The organism is Rhodovarius lipocyclicus, assembly GCF_009900765.1.
GTDB lineage: Bacteria > Pseudomonadota > Alphaproteobacteria > Acetobacterales > Acetobacteraceae > Rhodovarius > Rhodovarius lipocyclicus.
On the sequence record NZ_JAAABL010000004.1, the window covers coordinates 62,967 to 81,254 of the forward strand.

At 70.1% G+C, this 18,288-nt stretch carries 16 protein-coding genes; 7 read left to right on the plus strand and 9 right to left on the minus strand.

Translation table 11 applies throughout. The features are described 5' to 3' along the window. Positions 1-67: 67 nt before the first annotated feature. Positions 68-1,414 (plus strand): globin-coupled sensor protein, encoded by a 1,347-nt coding sequence (locus tag GT007_RS06675; protein ID WP_160120820.1) that lies wholly within the window; start codon positions 68-70, stop codon positions 1,412-1,414. Between the two features lie 35 nt (positions 1,415-1,449). On the opposite strand, the gene GT007_RS06680 is transcribed toward GT007_RS06675, so the two are convergent. From GT007_RS06680 to GT007_RS06700, 5 genes are all read right to left on the minus strand, one after another. Next, positions 1,450-2,019 (minus strand): lipid-binding SYLF domain-containing protein, encoded by a 570-nt coding sequence (locus tag GT007_RS06680; protein ID WP_160120821.1) that lies wholly within the window; start codon positions 2,017-2,019, stop codon positions 1,450-1,452. A gap of 88 nt (positions 2,020-2,107) precedes the next feature. Next, positions 2,108-2,656, minus strand: a complete 549-nt coding sequence (locus GT007_RS06685) for a biotin transporter BioY (protein ID WP_160120822.1) — start codon at positions 2,654-2,656, stop codon at positions 2,108-2,110. Positions 2,657-2,985: 329 nt separating this feature from the next. Further along, positions 2,986-4,416, minus strand: coding sequence for a metalloprotease TldD (gene tldD / locus GT007_RS06690; protein WP_160120823.1), 1,431 nt, complete (start codon positions 4,414-4,416; stop codon positions 2,986-2,988). Beyond that, positions 4,413-7,454: a PAS-domain containing protein gene (locus GT007_RS06695; protein WP_160120824.1), complete on the minus strand. Its 3,042-nt coding sequence runs from the start codon at positions 7,452-7,454 to the stop codon at positions 4,413-4,415. Before GT007_RS06695 ends, tldD begins: the two co-directional genes overlap by 4 nt. Beyond that, complete coding sequence (locus tag GT007_RS06700; protein WP_160120825.1) at positions 7,451-8,518, minus strand: COX15/CtaA family protein; 1,068 nt, start codon at positions 8,516-8,518, stop codon at positions 7,451-7,453. Before GT007_RS06700 ends, GT007_RS06695 begins: the two co-directional genes overlap by 4 nt. A 122-nt stretch (positions 8,519-8,640) precedes the next feature. On the opposite strand from GT007_RS06700, the gene GT007_RS06705 reads away from it, so the two are divergent. Both GT007_RS06705 and GT007_RS06710 read left to right on the plus strand, forming a co-directional pair. Next, positions 8,641-9,363, plus strand: a complete 723-nt coding sequence (locus GT007_RS06705) for a glycosyltransferase family 2 protein (protein ID WP_160120826.1) — start codon at positions 8,641-8,643, stop codon at positions 9,361-9,363. Then, a complete protein-coding gene (locus GT007_RS06710) occupies positions 9,360-10,025 on the plus strand; it encodes a TVP38/TMEM64 family protein (protein ID WP_160120827.1) in 666 nt (221 codons plus the stop codon). The genes GT007_RS06705 and GT007_RS06710 overlap by 4 nt, the downstream gene beginning before the upstream one ends. Positions 10,026-10,275: 250 nt before the next feature. Here GT007_RS06710 and yajC read toward each other — a convergent pair whose 3' ends face one another. Next, a complete protein-coding gene (yajC, locus tag GT007_RS06715) occupies positions 10,276-10,611 on the minus strand; it encodes a preprotein translocase subunit YajC (protein WP_160120828.1) in 336 nt (111 codons plus the stop codon). Positions 10,612-10,711: 100 nt separating this feature from the next. Here yajC and GT007_RS06720 point away from each other — a divergent pair, with 100 nt between their 5' ends. The 4 genes from GT007_RS06720 (at position 10,712) to GT007_RS06735 (ending at position 14,001) form a co-directional block, all read left to right on the plus strand. Next, positions 10,712-11,566 (plus strand): ATP-binding protein, encoded by an 855-nt coding sequence (locus GT007_RS06720; protein WP_160120829.1) that lies wholly within the window; start codon positions 10,712-10,714, stop codon positions 11,564-11,566. Continuing rightward, the gene (locus GT007_RS06725) at positions 11,563-12,513 is read left to right on the plus strand and encodes an MBL fold metallo-hydrolase (protein ID WP_236571537.1); all 951 of its coding nucleotides are present in this window, start codon (positions 11,563-11,565) and stop codon (positions 12,511-12,513) included. The genes GT007_RS06720 and GT007_RS06725 overlap by 4 nt, the downstream gene beginning before the upstream one ends. A 240-nt stretch (positions 12,514-12,753) precedes the next feature. Further along, complete coding sequence (locus tag GT007_RS06730; protein ID WP_160120831.1) at positions 12,754-13,518, plus strand: CHAP domain-containing protein; 765 nt, start codon at positions 12,754-12,756, stop codon at positions 13,516-13,518. Positions 13,519-13,632: 114 nt separating this feature from the next. After that, positions 13,633-14,001: a hypothetical protein gene (locus GT007_RS06735; protein ID WP_160120832.1), complete on the plus strand. Its 369-nt coding sequence runs from the start codon at positions 13,633-13,635 to the stop codon at positions 13,999-14,001. A 4-nt stretch (positions 14,002-14,005) separates the two neighbouring features. Here GT007_RS06735 and GT007_RS06740 read toward each other — a convergent pair whose 3' ends face one another. Genes GT007_RS06740 through GT007_RS06750 form a run of 3 tightly spaced genes read right to left on the minus strand, consistent with a single transcriptional unit; the run spans position 14,006 to position 18,237 of the window. Continuing rightward, a complete protein-coding gene (locus tag GT007_RS06740; protein WP_160120833.1) occupies positions 14,006-15,199 on the minus strand; it encodes an MFS transporter in 1,194 nt (397 codons plus the stop codon). Between the two features lie 4 nt (positions 15,200-15,203). Continuing rightward, positions 15,204-18,023: a DNA polymerase I gene (gene polA, locus GT007_RS06745; RefSeq protein ID WP_160120834.1), complete on the minus strand. Its 2,820-nt coding sequence runs from the start codon at positions 18,021-18,023 to the stop codon at positions 15,204-15,206. After that, positions 18,013-18,237, minus strand: coding sequence for a zinc-finger domain-containing protein (locus GT007_RS06750; RefSeq protein ID WP_160120835.1), 225 nt, complete (start codon positions 18,235-18,237; stop codon positions 18,013-18,015). Before GT007_RS06750 ends, polA begins: the two co-directional genes overlap by 11 nt. Positions 18,238-18,288: the final 51 nt, after the last annotated feature.

Here is an 18,288-nt window from a genome sequence, read left to right on the forward strand (position 1 = left end):
TCTGGATCACCTCCGATTAACCCCCGCCTGTGCATTCCTGCGTCAGCAGCAGCAGTCGGAGGCCTTCATGACCGGGAATATACTTCAGGAACGTCTATCCGGACTTGGTATCGATGCCGAAACGGGCCAGATCCTGCGTGAGTTCCTGCCAGTCCTGCAGCGGAACATCGATGCCATTCTCGGTGATTTCTACAATGGCGTGAAGCAGCACCCGGTCCTCAACGTCTATTTCCGGGACCCGGCGATGATGAACCACGCCCGGGATCACCAGAAACAGCACTGGGCGCGGCTGTTCTCCGGCCATTTCGACGAGGCATATTATGCCTCCGTCCGCCGCATCGGCCTAACGCACAGCCGCATCGGGCTGGACCCGCGCTGGTACATCGGCGGCTACGCGAAGGTGGCCTCGGCGCTCTATGCCATCGCGGCGCGCCAATATGCCAGCCGCCTGAACCCCCGCGCCGCGCAGGATCGCCTGTCGCGGCTGATGCGGGCGCTGAACCAGGCCATCATGCTGGACATGGAAATCGCCATCTCCACCTATCTGGATGAGAACAAGGCGAGCTACGACAAGCGCCTGGCCCAGCTGGCCAATGGCTTCGAGGCCCAGGTGCAGGGCGTGATCACCGCCCTGGTGCAGACCGCGGGCTCCGTCCACCAGCAGGCCGGCACCATGGCGGATGTTGTCGCCACCACGCGGGGCGGGACCGAAAGCGCGGCCAGCACCTCCGCCGAGGCGGCGGAGAATGTGAACAGCGTCGCCTCCGCCGTGCAACAGCTGCTGGCCTCCATCAGCGAGATCACGGCCCAGGTGGCGCGCACGGCTGATGTGGCCCGCCGCGCCAGCGACACCGCGGCCCAGACCGACAGCGCCATCACCGCCCTGTCCGAGCGCGCGGGCCGCATCGGCGATGTGGTGCGCATGATCACGGATATCGCGGGCCAGACCAACCTGCTGGCGCTGAACGCCACCATCGAGGCCGCCCGCGCGGGCGAGGCCGGCAAGGGCTTCGCGGTGGTCGCCAGCGAGGTGAAGCAGCTGGCCACCCAGACCGGCCGCGCGACGGAGGATATCGGCAGCCAGGTTTCGGCCATCCGCGACGCCACCCAGGCCACGATCGACGCCATCCGCAGCCTGGGGGACATCGTGCATGAGGTGGGCGAGGCCTCCGGCGCCATCGCGGCCGCGGTGGAGCAGCAGCGCGCCGCCACCCAGGAAATCGCCCGCAGCGCCGAGCAGGTGGCCCAAGGCACCCAGCGCGTGGTGTCGGACATGCAGCAGCTGCGCGGCACCGCCGGCAGCGCCGCCCAGGCGGCCGATACGGTGCGGGACGCCGCCACGGCGCTGACCGGGCACAGCGACGCGCTCCAGGCCTCCGTGGGGCAGTTTCTGGCCGAGGTGCGGGCCGCCTGAAGCTCGGCCGGGCCTTCACGGCCCGGTCAGCTGGATCAGCGCGCGGCGGGCCTGATGCGCGTGATCTTGGTGCCGTTCAGCGCCAGCGCGGCCATCAGCCCCGACTGGCTGAAGGTGATGGCGTAGACCGGCTCCCGCAGGGTGGTGCTGGTCACATTGGCCTGCACGCCCTGGTCCAGCACCGCCACCGTCGGGCCGGTGCCGATTTCCCAGCCATCGGCGTTCATCAAGGCGCGCAGCCCGGCCTCGTTCATGAAGAACATGGCAAGCCCGCCCACCTGCGCCCCGGCCAGCAGGCCGAAGGAGGCACCGGCGATGTTGAAATAGCCCTCGGTGGCGCCGTTGTGGCGCAGCGCGCCCTCTCCGAACTGGCCACCCACGATGAAGCCACCCTGGATGATGCGCGGGAAGATCAGCACCGAGCGCGCCTCACGGAACAGCGGCGCGGCGTTGGGCATGGCGCGCAGGCGGGCCTCGGCGGCCACGACCTCGGCATCGATCTCGGCGGCGGTGGCCGCCTGGGCCTGGTGGGGGATGGCGGGCAGAAGGGCGGCGGCGGCCACCAGGCCGGTCAGCCGCGCCAGATGACGGCGTTCAATGATCACGGAAGCGACTCCTTGGATTTCCGATACCGGAATGAACGCCAGAAGCCGCGAAAGGTTGCGAGGGGAAAACGCTCCCCTCGCCCAAGATTCAGCCGCGGCGCGGCATCAGCCGGCTGGCGCCCAGCAGGGCGGCGCCCAGGCCGGACTTGACCACGGCCCCCAGCAGGAAGGGCGCCACACCCAGGGCGAAGGCGCGCTCGGCGCCCAGCATGGCCGCCAGCCACGCCCAGCCCAGCGCCAGGCACAGCGCATTGCCCGCCAGCATCGCCAGGAAGCCGCGCGCCAGCGCGTGGCGGGGCGCGCCCAGCCGCACCAGCCAGCCCGTGGCCATCGCCGCCACCGGGAAGGCCCAGAGATAGCCGGCGGTCGGCCCCATCAGCTTGGCGAACCCACCCACGCCGCCCGCGAAGACCGGCAGGCCCATCGCGCCCTGCGCCAGCCAGGCCAGCACGGTCACGGCGGCCAGGCGCCAGCCGTACAGCGCGCCGATCATGGTCACGGCCAGGGTCTGCATGGTCATCGGCACCGGGATCATCGGCACCTCGACGCGCGAGGAGAGGGTCAGCAGCAGCGTGCCGCCCAGCACCATGGCAGTCTGCTGGATGCGGGTATGGGACAGGACACCGGACAGGTTCATCGGTTGCTTCCGTATGACATTGCGTGGCCTCGGCATGAACCGTGACGGCCCCAGAGGCAAGAGGGCAGGCCGGCAGGCTCAGGGGCGTTGCCCCCGAATCCCCACCGAGGGGCTCCGCCAAAGGCCGAAAGGCCCTTGGAACCCAGGAGTTTGGCGCCTTACCTTGGCAAGGTCTCCGATATTTTGATTATAAAAATCAATAAGATATACCACACCAAGGTCAGCACCAACTGATCTAGGTCCAGGACCGAGCACGGTCCTGGCGGGGGTGTCGGGGGCGGAGCCCCTGACTGGGGTTTCAGGGGCAAGGCCCCTGAGCCACCGCAGCCTCAGACCGCCGTGCCGCCCACCGTCAGCCCGAGCATCTTCAGTGTGGGCTGGCCCACCCCTACCGGCACGCCCTGCCCGTTCTTGCCGCAGGTGCCGATGCCGGGGTCCATGGCGCTGTCATTGCCCACCATGACCACCTTGGTCAGCGCGTCCGGCCCATTGCCGATCAGGGTGGCACCCTTCACCGGCGCGCCGATCTTCCCGTCCTCGATCAGATAGGCCTCGGCGGCCGAGAAGACGAACTTGCCGCTGGTGATGTCCACCTGCCCGCCGCCGAAATTCACCGCGTACAGGCCGCGCTTCACGCTGGCGATGATCTCGGCCGGCGCGTGCTGCCCGCCCAGCATGATGGTGTTGGTCATCCGCGGCATGGGGGCATGCGCGTGGGACTGCCGGCGCCCGTTGCCGGTGGGGGGCACGCCCATCAGCCGGGCATTCTGCCGGTCCTGGATGAAGCCGGTCAGGATGCCGTCCTCGATCATCACCGTCCGGCCGGAGGGCGTGCCCTCGTCATCCACCGTGATGCTGCCGCGCCGGTCGGGGATGGTGCCGTCATCCACCACCGTCACGCCGGGTGCGGCGATGCGCTGGCCCATCAGCCCCGAGAAGGCCGAGGTCTTCTTGCGGTTGAAATCGCCTTCGAGGCCATGGCCGATCGCCTCATGCAGCAGGATGCCGGGCCAGCCATTGCCCAGCACCACCTCCATCTCGCCCGCGGGGGCGGGGATGCTGTCCAGGTTCACCAGCGCCTGGCGCAGCGCCTCCTCCACCGCGCCGGTCCAGACCTGGCGCGAGAGGATATGCGTGTAGCCGAACCGCCCGCCGGTGCCGTGGCCGCCGCTCTCGCGCCGGCCGTCCTGCTCGACCACCACCTGAACGCTCAGGCGCACCAGCGGCCTGAGGTCGGCCACCCGCACGCCGTCGGCGCGCATGATCTGCACCGCCTGCCATTCCCCGGTGATGGAGGCGCTGACCTGCTTCACCCGGGGGTCGCGCGCCCGGGCATAGGCGTCCAGCTCCATCAGCAGCGCGGTCTTGGCGGGGAAATCCATCTCGCCCAGCGGGTTGGCATCGGAATACAGCCGCGCCTGGGTGGGCGGTGGCGGCGCGGCCCAGCGGCCGGAAAAGCCCGCGCGCACGGGGGCCACCGCCTCGGCCGCGCGGGCCAGCGCCTCCTCGGTCAGTTCGCCGGCATGGGCGAAGCCAGCTGCCTCTCCGGCCACGGCGCGCAGGCCGAAGCCCTGGCTGGTGTCGAAGCTGGCCGAGCGGATACGCCCGTCATCCAGGCTGATCGCCTCGCTTTCCCGGTATTCCAGGAACAGCTCGCCATCCTCCATCCCATGCAACGCCTCGGCCACCCGCGCCTCGGCCGCCGCGCGATCGAGGCGGGAGAAGAACAGGGCATCGGTGGCGGCGAGCGGCTCGGTCATACGGGCTCCGGCTTGAGCAGACGGTCGGCGGGGATGCGGACCACGGCGGTCGTGCCCTCTCCGCGCTTGCTGTGCAAGGTCAGGGTGGCACCTTGCGCCTCCGTCAGCATCCGCGCCAGCGGCAGGCCGAGCCCCGTGCCCTCGAAACGCCGGGCCAGGCTGTCATCCAGCTGCTGGAAGGGCTGGAAGGCGCGGGGGATGTCGGTGTCGTCCATGCCGATGCCGGTATCCGTCACGTAGATGGACCAGGAGCCGCTCTGCCCGGGCTCCGCCCCCAGCGTGACCTGCCCGCCGGTCGGGGTGAACTTCACCGCGTTGGACAGCAGGTTCAGCAGCACCTGGCGGAAGCGCCGGTCATCCCCGCGCAGGCGCGGCAGGTTGTCCGGCATGCGGGTGTGCAGTTGCAGCCCGGCGTGCTCGGCCTCCACCCGCATCACCCCGGCCACGCTGTGCAGCAGCTCGCGCAGGTCCACCACCCCCTCCTGCACCGGCAGGCTGCCCTGCTCGGCCTTGGCCAGGTCCAGGATGTCGTTGATGAGGGAGAGCAGATGCCGGCCGGCCTCATGGATGCTGGAGAGGTATTCCTCGCGCCGGGGGGCATCCGGATTGCGCTGCAGGGCCTCGGCGAAGCCGATCACCGCGGTCAGCGGCGTGCGCAGCTCATGGCTCATGGTGGCCAGGAAGCGGGATTTGGAGGCATTGGCCGCCTCGGCCGCGTCGCGGGCGCGTTCCAGCTCGCCGCGGATGGCCCGGTCCTCGGTCACGTCGGTATAGGTCAGCACGAAGCCGCCGCCGGGGATGGGCTGGCTCACCACCTCCAGCGTATGGCCGTTCTGGCTTTCGCGCACGACGCGGCTGGGCTTGGTGCGGTCGTCGGCGATGTAGCCGAGGGCGATGGCCGCCGCCGCCTCGCCCTCGCCATAGGCCCCGGCCGCGGCGAGTTCGGCCACATAGTCGCGGAAATGGGTGCCGGGCTGCAGCACCGCGTCGCTCAGCCCCAGCATGTCCCGCAGGGCCTGGTTCACCGCCAGCAGCCGGTGCTCGCCGTCGAACAGGCACACGCCGTGGCCGATATTCTCCAGCATGGCGCCCAGCACCTCGGCGCGGCGCTTGGCCTCCGCCTCCGCCCGGGCGAGGCGCGAGCTGTCGGTCATGGACACCACGAAGCCGCCATCGGCCGTGGGGTCGGAGGTGATCTCCAGCAGCCGCCCATCGGGGCTGACGCGCTGCAGCGCGTGGGAGACGGTGCGGTCCAGCGCCAGGAACCAGGCATGCTGGGCCTGGGCGATATCCGGCCGCCCGAAGGCCCCGCGCCGCAGCTGCTCGTCCAGCACGTCCTTCATGGTGCGGCCGGGGTTGATGTGCAGGTCGGGCACGCCGGTCATGTCGGCGGCCAGGCGGTTGGCGGCCAGAACGCGCTGGTCGGGGCCATACAGGATCACGCCATGGCGGATGTTCTCCAGCATGGTCTGCAGCAGGTTGGCGCGGGCGCGCGCTTCCTCCTGCGCGTTGTGCAGGTCGGTGATGTCGGTGACGACGCGCAGCAACTGCCCGCCCTCCAGCCGCTGCACCACCACATCCACCACCTGCCCCGATGCGCGGCGGCGGACATAATGCCCGGGCTCCAGCGCCGTGCGGCGGCCGAGCTCGATGAAGGCCAGCCGGTCCGCCTCCGTCGGGAAGCGCTCGCGCTCGGCCTGCAGGCACAGCACATCCAGCATGCTGGTGCCGGGGTGCAGTTCCTCCTCCGTCAGCTGGGCGAAGCGGTTGGCCACCCGGTTGACCGCCAGCACCACGCCCTGGGCATCGGTCAGCACCACCGATTGCGGCAGCCCTTCCAGCATCGTGTTCATCAGCCGGGCCTGGGCGGTCAGTCGGCCCTCCGCCTCGGTGATCTCGGTGATGTCGGTATAGGTGCGCAGCACGCCGCCATCGGGCAGCGGGTCGTTCACCACCTCGATGATGCGGCCATTAGGGCGGCGGCGGACATAGCGGCCGATGTTCAGGTGCCAGTCCGTGTCCACCCGCCGCGTCATCTCGCGCGTGGCCTCGTTGTCGGGGAATTCCCCTGCCTCCAGCTGCATGATGAACAGCTGCCGCAGGGTCGTGCCCGGCGCGAACTGGCCCGGGCCCAGCCCGCACATCTCGGTCGCCAGCCGGTTGGCCGTCACCACATGCCCCGTCTGGTCGAACAGGGCCAGGCCATGGCGCATGCCCTCCAGCATCACGCGCATGCGCCCCGCCTGCTCGCCGATCTGCTGCTGGGCGGCCATCATTTCCGTGATGTCGGAATAGGTGCGCACGAAGCCGCCGCTGGGCAGCGGGTCGGTCGTGATCTCGATGGTGCGGCCATTGGGGCGGCGGCGCTGATAGCGTTCGGGGCCGCGCCAGGGCTGCTCGGGCCGGCGAGCCAGGAATTCCTGCTTCTCCCCTTCCTCCCGGCCGAACTCGCCGGCGCGCAGTTGGGCCTCCCGGATCAGATGGAAGGGCGTGCCGGGCACCATCACCTCGGGGGGTACGCCACTGATCTCGGCGGCCAGGCGGTTCGCCGCGATCAGCGTGCCGTCCTCGGCATACAGCGCGAGGCCGTGGCGGATGCCGTTCAGCATCTTGTCCAGCGTGTCGGCGTGCTGGGCCAGGTCCTGGCGGGCCTGGTACAGCTCCGTCAGGTCGGAGACGGTGATGACGTGCCCGCCATCGGGCAGCGGCGCGCGGCGCACCGCGACCCAGCGCCCGTCGGGGCGGGGACGCTCCAGCATCACCGGCTGGTCCATGGCATCCAGGATGCCCTGCACGATGGCGGCGGGATCGCCGGGGCCGTATTCCCCGCCCCGGGCGCGCTCCCACAGCTTGGGCTCCATGGCCTCGCCCGGGTGGACGGGATTGTCGGAGTAGATCCGGTTATAGGCGGCATTGACGAAGCGGGCGCGCCGCTCCGGCCCCCACACGATCACGCCGACGGGCAGCGCCTCCAGGATGCTCTCCGCCACGGTCTGGCTGGGCAGCGGCGGCGTGGGTCCGGCGGCGCCTTCGTTCATGCGGCCGGGTCTCGCAGCCGGTGCAGCGCGACCAGCCCCATGGTCAGCACCAGCACGGCCACGCCCTGGTGCAGCGTGCCCAGCCCGACCGGCACCACATGCAACAGCGTGACCACCCCCAGCGCGTATTGCAGCAGCACCGCGCCCAGCAGCCCCAGCACCGCCCCCCGCACGGCACCGGCCGGCAGGCGCTTGAACGCCGAGACCCCGGCACCGATCGCGGCCAGCAGCGTCAGCGTGGCCAGCAGCCGGTGATTGAACTGCACCGCCCCCACATTCAGCGTCAGATTGTGCCAGAAGGGGCTGAGCGAGCCGTAATCGGGCGGCAGCAGCGCGCCGTCCATCAGCGGGAAGGTGTTGTAGGTGAAGCCCGCGCGGATACCCGCCACGAAGCCGCCCGCCAGCATGGTCAGCACCGACAGGCCGAACGCCCAGCCCACCTGCCGGCGGATGGAGCCGCGCCTGGCCGCCGCCGGCAGGGCGGGCGGCACGGGCCAGAGCAGCCCCAGCGCCGTCCAGAGAATGGCGCCATACAGCAGGAAGGCCATGCCCAGATGCAGCACGAGGCGATAGGGGGAGACGGCCGTGTTGCCGTCATCGAAGCCCGAGGCGACCATGAACCAGCCGATGCCGCCCTGCGCGCCGCCCAGCAGGAACAGCAGCCCCATGCGCGGCAGCAGCGTGCGCGGGATGGCGCCGCGCCACCAGAACCACAGGAAGGGCAGCAGATAGGCCATGCCGATCATCCGCCCCCACAGCCGGTGCGCCCATTCCAGCCAGAAGATCCGCTTGAACCCCTCCAGCCCGAAGCCCGCATTCACCAGCTCATATTGCGGGATGGTGCGGTACAGGTCGTAGAGGCGCCGCCACTCGGCCTCGCTCATCGGCGGCAGCACGCCGCGCAGGGGCGCCCATTCCATGATGGACAGGCCCGAACCCGTCAGCCGCGTGGCGCCGCCCAGCGCCACCATGGCCCAGATCAGCCCGGCCACCGCCAGCAGCCAGAAGGCGACAGGGCGCAGCGAGGTTGCGGGGGCGGGAGCGGTACGGGCATCGAAGGGCATGACGCTATTATATAAATTACTGCGGAGCGTTGTGCAGCCTGTGCTTGCCTGTCTCCCGGCCAGGACGGGGCGGCGCGCGGCACGGATTGTGGAGTGCCGCTTTGCCTGCTACCCGCCCCCGCATGACCCTCCCGGCCGCAGCGCCCCTCATCTCCGTCGTCGTGCCCGTGCGCAACGAGGCCCCCAACATCGCGCCCCTGGTGGCCGAAATCAGGGCCGCGCTGGCGGGGGTCGCTCACGAAATTGTGTACGTGGATGACGGCAGCACCGACACCACCGGCGAGGAACTGGTCCGCGCCGGGGTGCGCTGGCTGCGCCACCAGCGCAGCTGCGGGCAATCGGCCGCGGTCATCACGGGGGTGAAGGCCGCGCGCGGCCACTGGATCGCCACGCTGGACGGCGACGGCCAGAACGACCCGGCCGACATCCCCCGCCTGCTGGCCCGCGCCGAGACGGATGGCGGGGCCATCCTGATCGCCGGCCACCGGGTGAACCGCAAGGACACGGCGGTGAAGCGCTTTTCCAGCCGCATCGCCAACCGCGTGCGCGCCTGGCTGCTGAAGGACGCGACACCGGACACCGGCTGCGGCCTGAAGCTGTTCCCCCGCGCCCTGTTCCTGGACCTGCCGCATTTCGATCACATGCACCGCTATCTACCCGCGCTGGTGCTGCGCCAGGGCGGGCGCGTGGTCAGCGAGCCCGTGAACCACCGCCCGCGCACGCGCGGCGTGTCCAACTACGGCACGCTGGACCGGCTGGCCGTGGCTTTCATGGACCTGATTGGCGTGGCCTGGCTGCAGCGGCGCTGGAAGCGCCCGGTGGTCGAGACCTCCTCCGAGGCATGAACCGCGTCTGGTCCTCGCTGCTGAAGCTGCTGGTGCTGGCCGGCGGGCTGGCGGCGGCGGGGTTGCTGCTGCGGCTGCTGGCCAGCGTGCCCGCCACATCCCAGGGGGCCGCCTGGGTCGATCGCTACATCCGCGACGAAGGCCTGCTGGGCGAGGCCATCTTCCTGCTGGCCGGCGGGTTGGCGACAGCCGTGGGCGTGCCGCGGCAATCCATCGCCTTCCTGGGCGGCTATGCCTTCGGCGCGGCACTGGGCACGGCGCTCGGCCTCGGCGCCCAGGTGCTGGGGGCGGCGCTGGCCTTCCTGTGGGCCGGGGCCGTCGGGCGCGGCTGGGCGGAACGGCGGCTGGCCGGGCGCTTCGGCCCGAAGCTGCGGCCCCTGGTGGACCGCCTGCGCCGCGACGCCTTCGCCGCCACCCTGGCGCTGCGACTGCTGCCGGTGGGCAACAACCTGGCGCTGAACCTGGTGGCGGGGCTGGCCAGCGTGGGGCTGTGGCCGTTCCTGGCGGGCTCGGCCGTGGGATACCTGCCGCAGACACTGATCTTCGCGCTGCTGGGCAAAGGCGTGCGGGTGGATGGGTTCTGGCAGATCGCGGTGGCCGGAGGGCTGTTCGTGGTCTCGGCGGCGATCGGGCTGTGGATGTTCAGGCGGCAGCCGGAATAACCGGGGAAGGCGGACCGGGGAAGGCTCTGCCTTCCCCAGACCCCATCCGCTGGGGAGATAAGATCTCCCCAGGCCCCTGCGAGGAGTTTGGGGCCAGATCTGATCTTATATAATTGATATTATTATATAATTTTATCAGAAATGCCTTCGCAGGCTCAAGTGCCATCCCCAAACTGACGGAAAGTAATGGGGGAGCTTGAGGGGGAAAGTCATTTCCCCCTCAACGGGAGTTTGAGGGCAGCGCCCTCAATCAGGCCTTGGTATCGTTCGCCGGCTGCGGGCGGATCACGCTCTGGATCGTGCCACGCACCAGGGTGACGCGCACGTTCGGGGCGATATCGGCTTCGATCTCGTCGGAGCCTTCGGTCACCTTCTTCACTTCGGCCACGATGCCGCCGGCGGTCACCACGCGGTCGCCGCGCTTCAGCTCGGCCAGCATGGCGCGGTGTTCCTTGGCCTTCTTCTGCTGTGGGCGGATGAGCAGGAAGTAGAACACCACGAAGATGAGGACCAGCGGCGCGAGCTGCATCACCATCCCGGCGGCGCCCGGTGCGGCGTCCTGGGCGTAGGCGGGCGAGATGAACATGGTTTTTGGCTCCGGAGATTTGGGCGGAACCTAACGGCACGCCTGCCCCCGTCAAGCGCGGCCGCTTGATGAATGGCCCGATTGCCGCCAAAGCAGGGGGATGAGCAGCCTGAACGACGCCCTTCTTCTCCGCATTGCCGAGGCGCTGGAGCGCATGGCGCCCCGCCAGGAGGAAACGCCCAGCCTGACCGGCGCCGATGCCTTCGTATGGCACCCGGGCCCGCCCGCGCGGCTGGCGCCGGTGCCCAGGGTGTCGCGCGTCGATCTCGTGCTGCTGAAGGGGATCGATCGGCAGAAGGAGATTCTGCTGACCAACACGCTGCGCTTCGCGCAGGGCTTCCCGGCCAACAACGCCATGCTGTGGGGCGCGCGGGGCACGGGCAAGTCCTCGCTGGTGAAGGCCGCCCACGCCGAGGCGAACGCCGCCTACCCCGGCAGCCTGGCCCTCATCGAGATCCAGCGGGAGGACATCTCCACCCTGCCGGAGCTGCTGAACATCCTGCGCGGGCAGGAGCGCCGGGCGCTGGTGTTCTGCGACGACCTGTCCTTCGAGCGCGAGGACGCCGATTACAAGGCGCTGAAATCGGTGCTGGATGGCGGGATCGAGGGGCGGCCGGCCAATGTGCTGTTCTACGCCACCTCCAACCGCCGGCACCTGATGCCGCGGGACATGATGGAGAATGAGCGCAGCACCGCCATCAACCCCGGCGAGGCGGTGGAGGAGAAGGTCTCGCTGTCCGACCGGTTCGGGCTGTGGGTGGGCTTCCACAATACGGACCAGGAAACCTTCTTTGCCATGATCGACGGCTATGCGGCGGCGCTGTCCCTGCCGATCGGGCAGGAGGAGCTGCACCGCGCGGCCGTGGAATGGTCGGTGACGCGCGGCGGGCGCTCCGGGCGCGTCGCCTGGCAGTTCATCCAGGAAATGGCGGGCCGGCTGGGCGTGAAGGGGTGACCCTGGGGCCCGCCCCGCGCCGGAACGGGCGGTTCCTGAACCCCGATGGCAGCCGGGGCGGTCAGCCCCTGCGCGCCCTGCTGCGCATGGTGGCCGAGGGCCGCGGCACGCCCTGGCCACGCCAACTGCCCAACCGCGACCACCCGCGCCCGGACCCCGGGCCGGGCGAGGTGGCGATCACCCATGTGGGCCACGCCACCTTCCTGATCCGCACGCCGGAGGTGACGCTGCTGACGGACCCGGTGTGGTCCGAGCGGTGCTCCCCCGTCAGCTGGGCCGGGCCCCGGCGGGTGCGGGCGCCGGGCATCGCCTGGGGCGCGCTGCCGCGCATCGACGCCGTGCTGCTCTCCCACGCGCATTACGATCATATGGACCGGCCGACCCTGGCCGCGCTGCACCGGCGGGATGCGCCGGTGATCGCCACGGGGCTGGGCAATGCCGCGCGGCTGGCGCGCTGGGGCATCCCCGGCGCCATCGAGTTGGATTGGGGCCAGAGCACCCCCCTGCCCCATGGCGCGCGCGCCACCTTCACCCCCGCGCGGCATTTCGCGGCCCGCACGCCCTTCGACCACAGCCGCAGCCTGTGGGGCGGTTTCGCGCTGGAACTGCCCTGCGGGTTCCGGTTGTGTTTTGTCGGAGATACCGCCTGGGGGTCGCATCTGTCAGTGACCGGCGAGACACTGGGCCCCTTCGATGCAGCGTTGATTCCTATCGGTTCCTATGAGCCGTTCTGGTTTATGCAGGCGGTGCATATCACCCCCGAACAGGCCGTGGAGGCGCAGCGCGCGCTGCGGGCGCGGACCGCCATCGCCATGCACCACGGCGTGTTCAAACTGACCCAGGAGGCGATGGAGGAACCGGCGGAGCGTTTACAAAAGTGCAAGAATTCCGCCGATTTCCGCATCCCGGAGGTCGGTGAGACGTTGATGTTGCAGCGCGGTACGTGAGTCGCGCCGAAGCTGTGGCATTTGCGCCACCACACTGTGGCCTTCGGGTTTAGTCCGGACGCAGTAAGGATATTGATCCTATCCCCGCAAGTTATCCACAGGGCGATCCGACAAATCACGACGGATTTCGGCTTGTATCATTGTGCGTGGTTGCCCCCAGATGCCGCCTGTCACAAACACGTTTCCGGGAAGCGGGCCGTTTGGTCCGTGGCTTCAGAAGGGGGCTGCATGCGGGTTTCTATGCTGGCTTTGAGCCTTTGCCTTGGGCTTGCCATCACCACGCCGTTCAAAGCGGCGGAGGCTGCGCGGTCCGGGCAGACGACCACCCAGCAGCAGGCCTCCCGCAACGCGGCCCGGCCACAGGCCGCCTTGCATGGCCGCCCGGCCCAGCAGCGCGGCCGCAACGCGGTGCGCCGCGCCGGCGTCACCAACTGGGGCGGCATTTCCTGCGTTCCCTATGTGCGCATGGTCACCGGCATGGATGTGCGCGGCAATGGCCGTGACTGGTGGCACAACGCCGCCGGCCGCTACGCCCGCAGCCGCCGCCCCGAAGCCGGCGCCGTGCTGGCCTTCGCCTCCTCGGGCGGGATGAGCTCCGGCCACGTCGCCGTGGTCTCCCGCGTGGTGAACAACCGCCAGATCCTGATCGACCATGCCAATTGGGGTGGCCCCGGCATCCGCCGTGGCTCCGTTATGCAGAATGTCTCGGTGATCGACGTCTCCGACGACAATAGCTGGACCCAGGTGCGGGTGCAGGTCGGCCACGACCCCTCGCTGCACGGTCGCGCCTACCCGACCTTCGGCTTCATCCACAACCGCCCGGACAATGGCGAGGCCCCGGCCTATGCCAGCCTGGACGATGGCTTCCGCCGCGTCAGCTACACCCGCCCGGCGAACCATGGCCGCGGCGCCGCGCAGCGCCCCGGCACGGCCCGTACCGCCGCCCAGGCCAGCCGCCAGGTGGCCCGGGTGCAGCAGATCACCCACCGGCGCGGCCAGCGCTGAGACCGGACGGGAGGGCCTGTCCCTCCCGATCGCCGCGATAGGCACCGCCCTATCGCCCATGGCGCCCATGCCATGTCATGCTCCGCCTGTCCCTGAGAGGCAGGAGCCCATCCCATGATCCGCACCGGTATTCTGACCCTGGCCGCCCTGGCGGGCTTCTCCGCCGCCGCGCTGGCGCAGACCGACTGCGTGCAGGCCGGCCTGCTCTCCATCGATCAGGTGACCACCGGCACCCAGCGCGTGCCGAGGGACCCGCGCGGTTCCGATCTGGTCACGATCTCCATCGCCGTGCGCAACCTGTCGGCCGCGCAGCAGAATTTCAGCGTGCGGTTCCAGGCGCCGCCCGTGCAGCAGAACTTCGTCGAGGGCCAGATGTTCCGCCTGCCGGCCGGGCAGCGCACCACCATCGCGCTGGCGAATGTGCTGAAGCCCGGCATGACCGACGGCACGGTGCGGGCGGTGGCGCGGCTGAGCTGCTATTGAAACCCTACTCCGCCGCCACCAGCGCGCCGCGCCGGGCCGAGGCCCGGTGCTCCTGCCACAGCGCCATCGCCACGGCCAGGCCCACGCAGCCCGCCGCCGCCGCGAACATCATCGAGGGCTGGCCCCGGTCCAGCAGCCAGCCATAGCCCAGCGGCCCGATCATGCCGCCCAGGTTGAAGCCGGTGCTGACCACGCCGAACACCGCCCCCGCCTGCCCCGGGGGCGCCGCCGCGCGCACCAGCATGTCGCGCGACGGCATGATCATGCCCGACAGGAAGCCGCTGGCCCCCATCACCAGCGCCAGCGCCACCGGCGGCAGGGCGGCGAAGCCCGCGACCAGCAGCAGCAGCCCGGCCGCCAGGAAGCCCCCGGCCGCGACCAGCCCGTGCCGCCGCGTGCGGTCCGCCACCACGCCGCCCAGCAGCACGCCCGCGGCGCTCATGGCCAGCCAGGCGGTGAGGGCCGTGTTGCCGGCGGCCAGCGACAGCCCATCCAGCATCGCCCAGGCGGGCACCGCGAAATTCTGGATGCCGCTGTTGAACAGCGCGATCAGGATGAAGAAGCCGGTCAGCGCCAGCACCGTACCGTTCAGCAGGCGGGGGGCGCCGGCCACCCGGGCGGGCCGGGGCTGCGGGCGCTCGGCCAGCGCGCCGCGCAGCAGCGGCAGGGCCGCCAGCGGCCCCAGCGCCCCGGCCAGGAACAGTGCGCCCGGCACGCCCAGCGCATAGGCCGCCCCCAGCATCAACGCCGGAGAGACCGCGCCGCCGACATAGCCCGCGAAGGTGTGGAAGGAGAACGCCCGCCCCACCCGTTCCTCGGCCATGGTGGCGCCCAGGATGGCGTAGTCGGCCGGGTGGTACACGGCATTGGCCAGCCCATACATGGCAGAGGCCACCAGCAGCATCGGATAGCTGGGCGCCAGCCCCAGCAGGACGAAGGCCGAGCCCCCCAGCAGCAGCCCCGCCATCAGCACCCGGCGCGGCCCGAGCCGGTCCACCATCATCCCCACGGCCGCCTGGGTGGCGGCGGAGATGATATTGGCCACCGTCAGCGCGAAGCCGAGTTCGAGGAACCCCACCCCCAGCAGGTCCCGCAACAGCGGGAACAGCGGCGGGATGACCAGCAGATGGATGTGACTCACCGCATGCGCGCCGGCGATCACGCCGAGCGTTCCACGCTCCGTTCTTGTGAAGGCCATGTGCCTAGTGTGCTTCCGCCCAATTCTTGCCGGAGCCTACTTCCACAACCAGGGGCACGCGAAGCGCTGCCACGCCTTCCATGACATGCTTCATCAGCATGGCTGTGGCGTCCAGCTCCGCCTCCGGCACTTCCAGCACCAGCTCGTCATGCACCTGCAGCAGCATGCGGGCGGACAGCCCGGCCCGCTGCAGCGCTAGCGGCACCCGCACCATGGCGCGCTTGATGATCTCGGCGGCGCCGCCCTGGAAGGGGGCGTTGATCGCCTGGCGCTCGGCGCCCTGGCGCAGCATCGCGTCCTTGGCGCCGATATCGCGGATCCACAGCTTGCGGCCGAAGGGGCTGAGGACATGGCCCTTGATCCGGGCCTCGTCCTTCAGCCGCTCCATCTCGGCGCGGATGCCGGGGTATTGGCGGAAATAGGCGTCGATGATGGCCCGCGCCTCGCCGGGCGGCAGGCCCAGCTGGGCGCCCAGGCCAAAGGCGCTGATGCCGTAGATGATGCCGAAATTCACCGTCTTGGCGCGGCGGCGGGATTCCTTGTCCACCGCCTCCAGCGGGATGCCGAACACATCCGACGCGGTGCGGGCGTGGATGTCCTGCCCCTTCTCGAAGGCATCGCGCAGGGCGGGCACATCGGCCATATGCGCCAGCAGCCGCAATTCGATCTGCGAATAGTCGGCGCTCATCAGCACATGGCCGGGCTCGGCGATGAAGGCCTCGCGAATGCGCAGCCCCTCCGGCGTGCGGACCGGGATGTTCTGCAGGTTCGGCTCGGTGGAGGATAGCCGGCCGGTGCTGGTCACGGCCATGGAGAAATCGGTGTGCACCCGGCCATCGGCGGCCAGCGCCGTGGCCAGCCCCTCCACATAGGTGGATTTCAGCTTGGCCAACTGGCGGTGCTCCAGCACCACCTTGGGCAGTTCGGCACCCTGGGCGGCCAGGTCCTCCAGCACGCGGGCATCGGTGGAATAGGCCCCGGTCTTGCCCTTCTTGCCGCCCTTCAGCCCCATCTCGTCGAACAGGATTTCCCCCAATTGCTTGGGGGAGGCGACGTTGAAGGCGCGCCCGGCCAGGCGGTGGCACTCGGCCTCCAGCGTCGCCAGCCGGCCGGCGAAATCGTCGCCGATGCGGCGCAGCTCCACGCCGTCCACCTTGATGCCGTCCGTCTCCATGGCGGCGAGGACGGGCACCATGCGGCGCTCCACCTGCTCATACAGCGCCAGGGCGTTCTCGGTGCGCAGCAGCGGCTTCAGCTTCAGCCACAGGCGCAGCGTCACGTCCGCATCCTCGGCGGCATAGGCGGTGGCCTGGTCCAGCGGCACCAGGTCGAAGGTGATGCGCTTCACGCCCTTGCCGGTCACGCTGTCGAAGCTGACGGGGGTGTGGCCCAGATGCTGCTCGCTCAGCGGGTCCATGCCCTGGGACCAGCGGCCGGCATCCATGGAGTAGGAGATCAGCATGGTGTCATCCACCGGGCCGATCATGACGCCGCCATTCTCGGGCCGCGCCATCACTTCCAGATCGTACTTGGCGTTGTGCAGGATCTTCAGCGTGCCGGGATCGCTCAGCACCGGGCGCAGCAGGGCCAGGCACGCCTCCAGCGAGAGCTGGACGGGGGCCGGGTTCAAGATGTCGTTGCTGCCATGGCGCAGCGGGATATAGGCCGCGCGCCCGGGGGCGGAGGCGATGGAAATCCCCACCAGCCGGGCCTTCAGCGCGTCCAGGCTGTCGGTCTCGGTGTCGAAGCCCAGCACGCCCTGCACGCCCGCCAGGAAGGCCTTCAGCGCCTCCTCGGTCAGGATGGTCTCGTAGGGGCCATAGGAGGCGGCCGCCGGGTCCACCTCCACCACCGGGGCGGGGCCGGAGGACACGCGGGTGGGGATGGAGGCGCGCGCATCGCCCAGCCCCAGCCGGGCCACCAGCGAGCGGAAATTCTGCTCCCGCAGGAAGGCGCCGAGGCGCCCGGTGTCGGGCGCGCGGGCCACCAGGCTCTCGATCGGCGCGGGCAGCGGGGCGTCGGCATCCAGCTGCACCAGCCGGCGGGAGATACGGGCCTTCTCGGCGTTCTCCAGCAGGGTCTCGCGCCGCTTGGGCTGCTTGATCTCGCCGGCGCGGGCCAACAGGGTTTCGAGGTCCCCGTATTCGGTGATCAGCTGCGCCGCGGTCTTGATGCCGATGCCGGGCACGCCGGGCACATTGTCGGTGGCGTCGCCGGCCAGGGCCTGCACTTCCACCACCTTGTCCGGCGTCACGCCGAACTTCTCCATCACCTCGGGGGCGCGGATGGGCTTCTGCTTGATGGGGTCCAGCAGCTGCACGGAATCGCGCACCAGCTGCATCAGGTCCTTGTCGGAGGAGACGATGGTCACGCGCCCGCCCTGGGCTTCCATCGCCTTGGCATAGGCCGCGATCAGGTCATCGGCCTCATAGCCCGCCAGTTCCAGCCCGGCCACGCCGAAGGCCTGGGTGGCCTCCCGGATCAGGGCGAATTGGGGGATCAGCTCCTCGGGCGGGTCGGGGCGGTGGGCCTTGTAGGCGGGGTAGAAATCGTTGCGGAAGGTCTGCCGCGCGGTATCGAACACCACGGCGATATGCGTGGCGGCATGCTGTTCCAGGAAGCGGCCGATCATCTGGCAGAAGCCGAACACGGCATTCACCGGCACGCCATCCGGCCGCGTCATCGGCGGCAGCGCATGGAAGGCCCGGAAGATATAGCCCGAGCCGTCGATCAGGATCAGATGCGGGGCATCCGCCGGGCCCTTGGGGGGCTCGGGCGGGGCGTCCGCGCTGTTGGCCCCGGATGCTGGGGGCTCAGTGCCCATGATCCTCCGCCGCGTCGGCGGCCAGCACATAGGTACGGCTGCAATAGGGGCAGGTCACCTGCTGGTCCACGATCCGCAGCGCCACGCGCGGGTGGCCCAGCGTGCCGCCGCCGCCATCGCAATTCACCACCCGGGTGGCGACGGTGATCCTGTCCTCCGGCGTCACGCCGGGGATCAGCTTCGGGCCATAGCCCGTCATGAGCGCATCACGCATGGAGGGATTCTCCTTCTGCGCTGGTCATAGCCGGGTTTCGGCGGGCGGGGA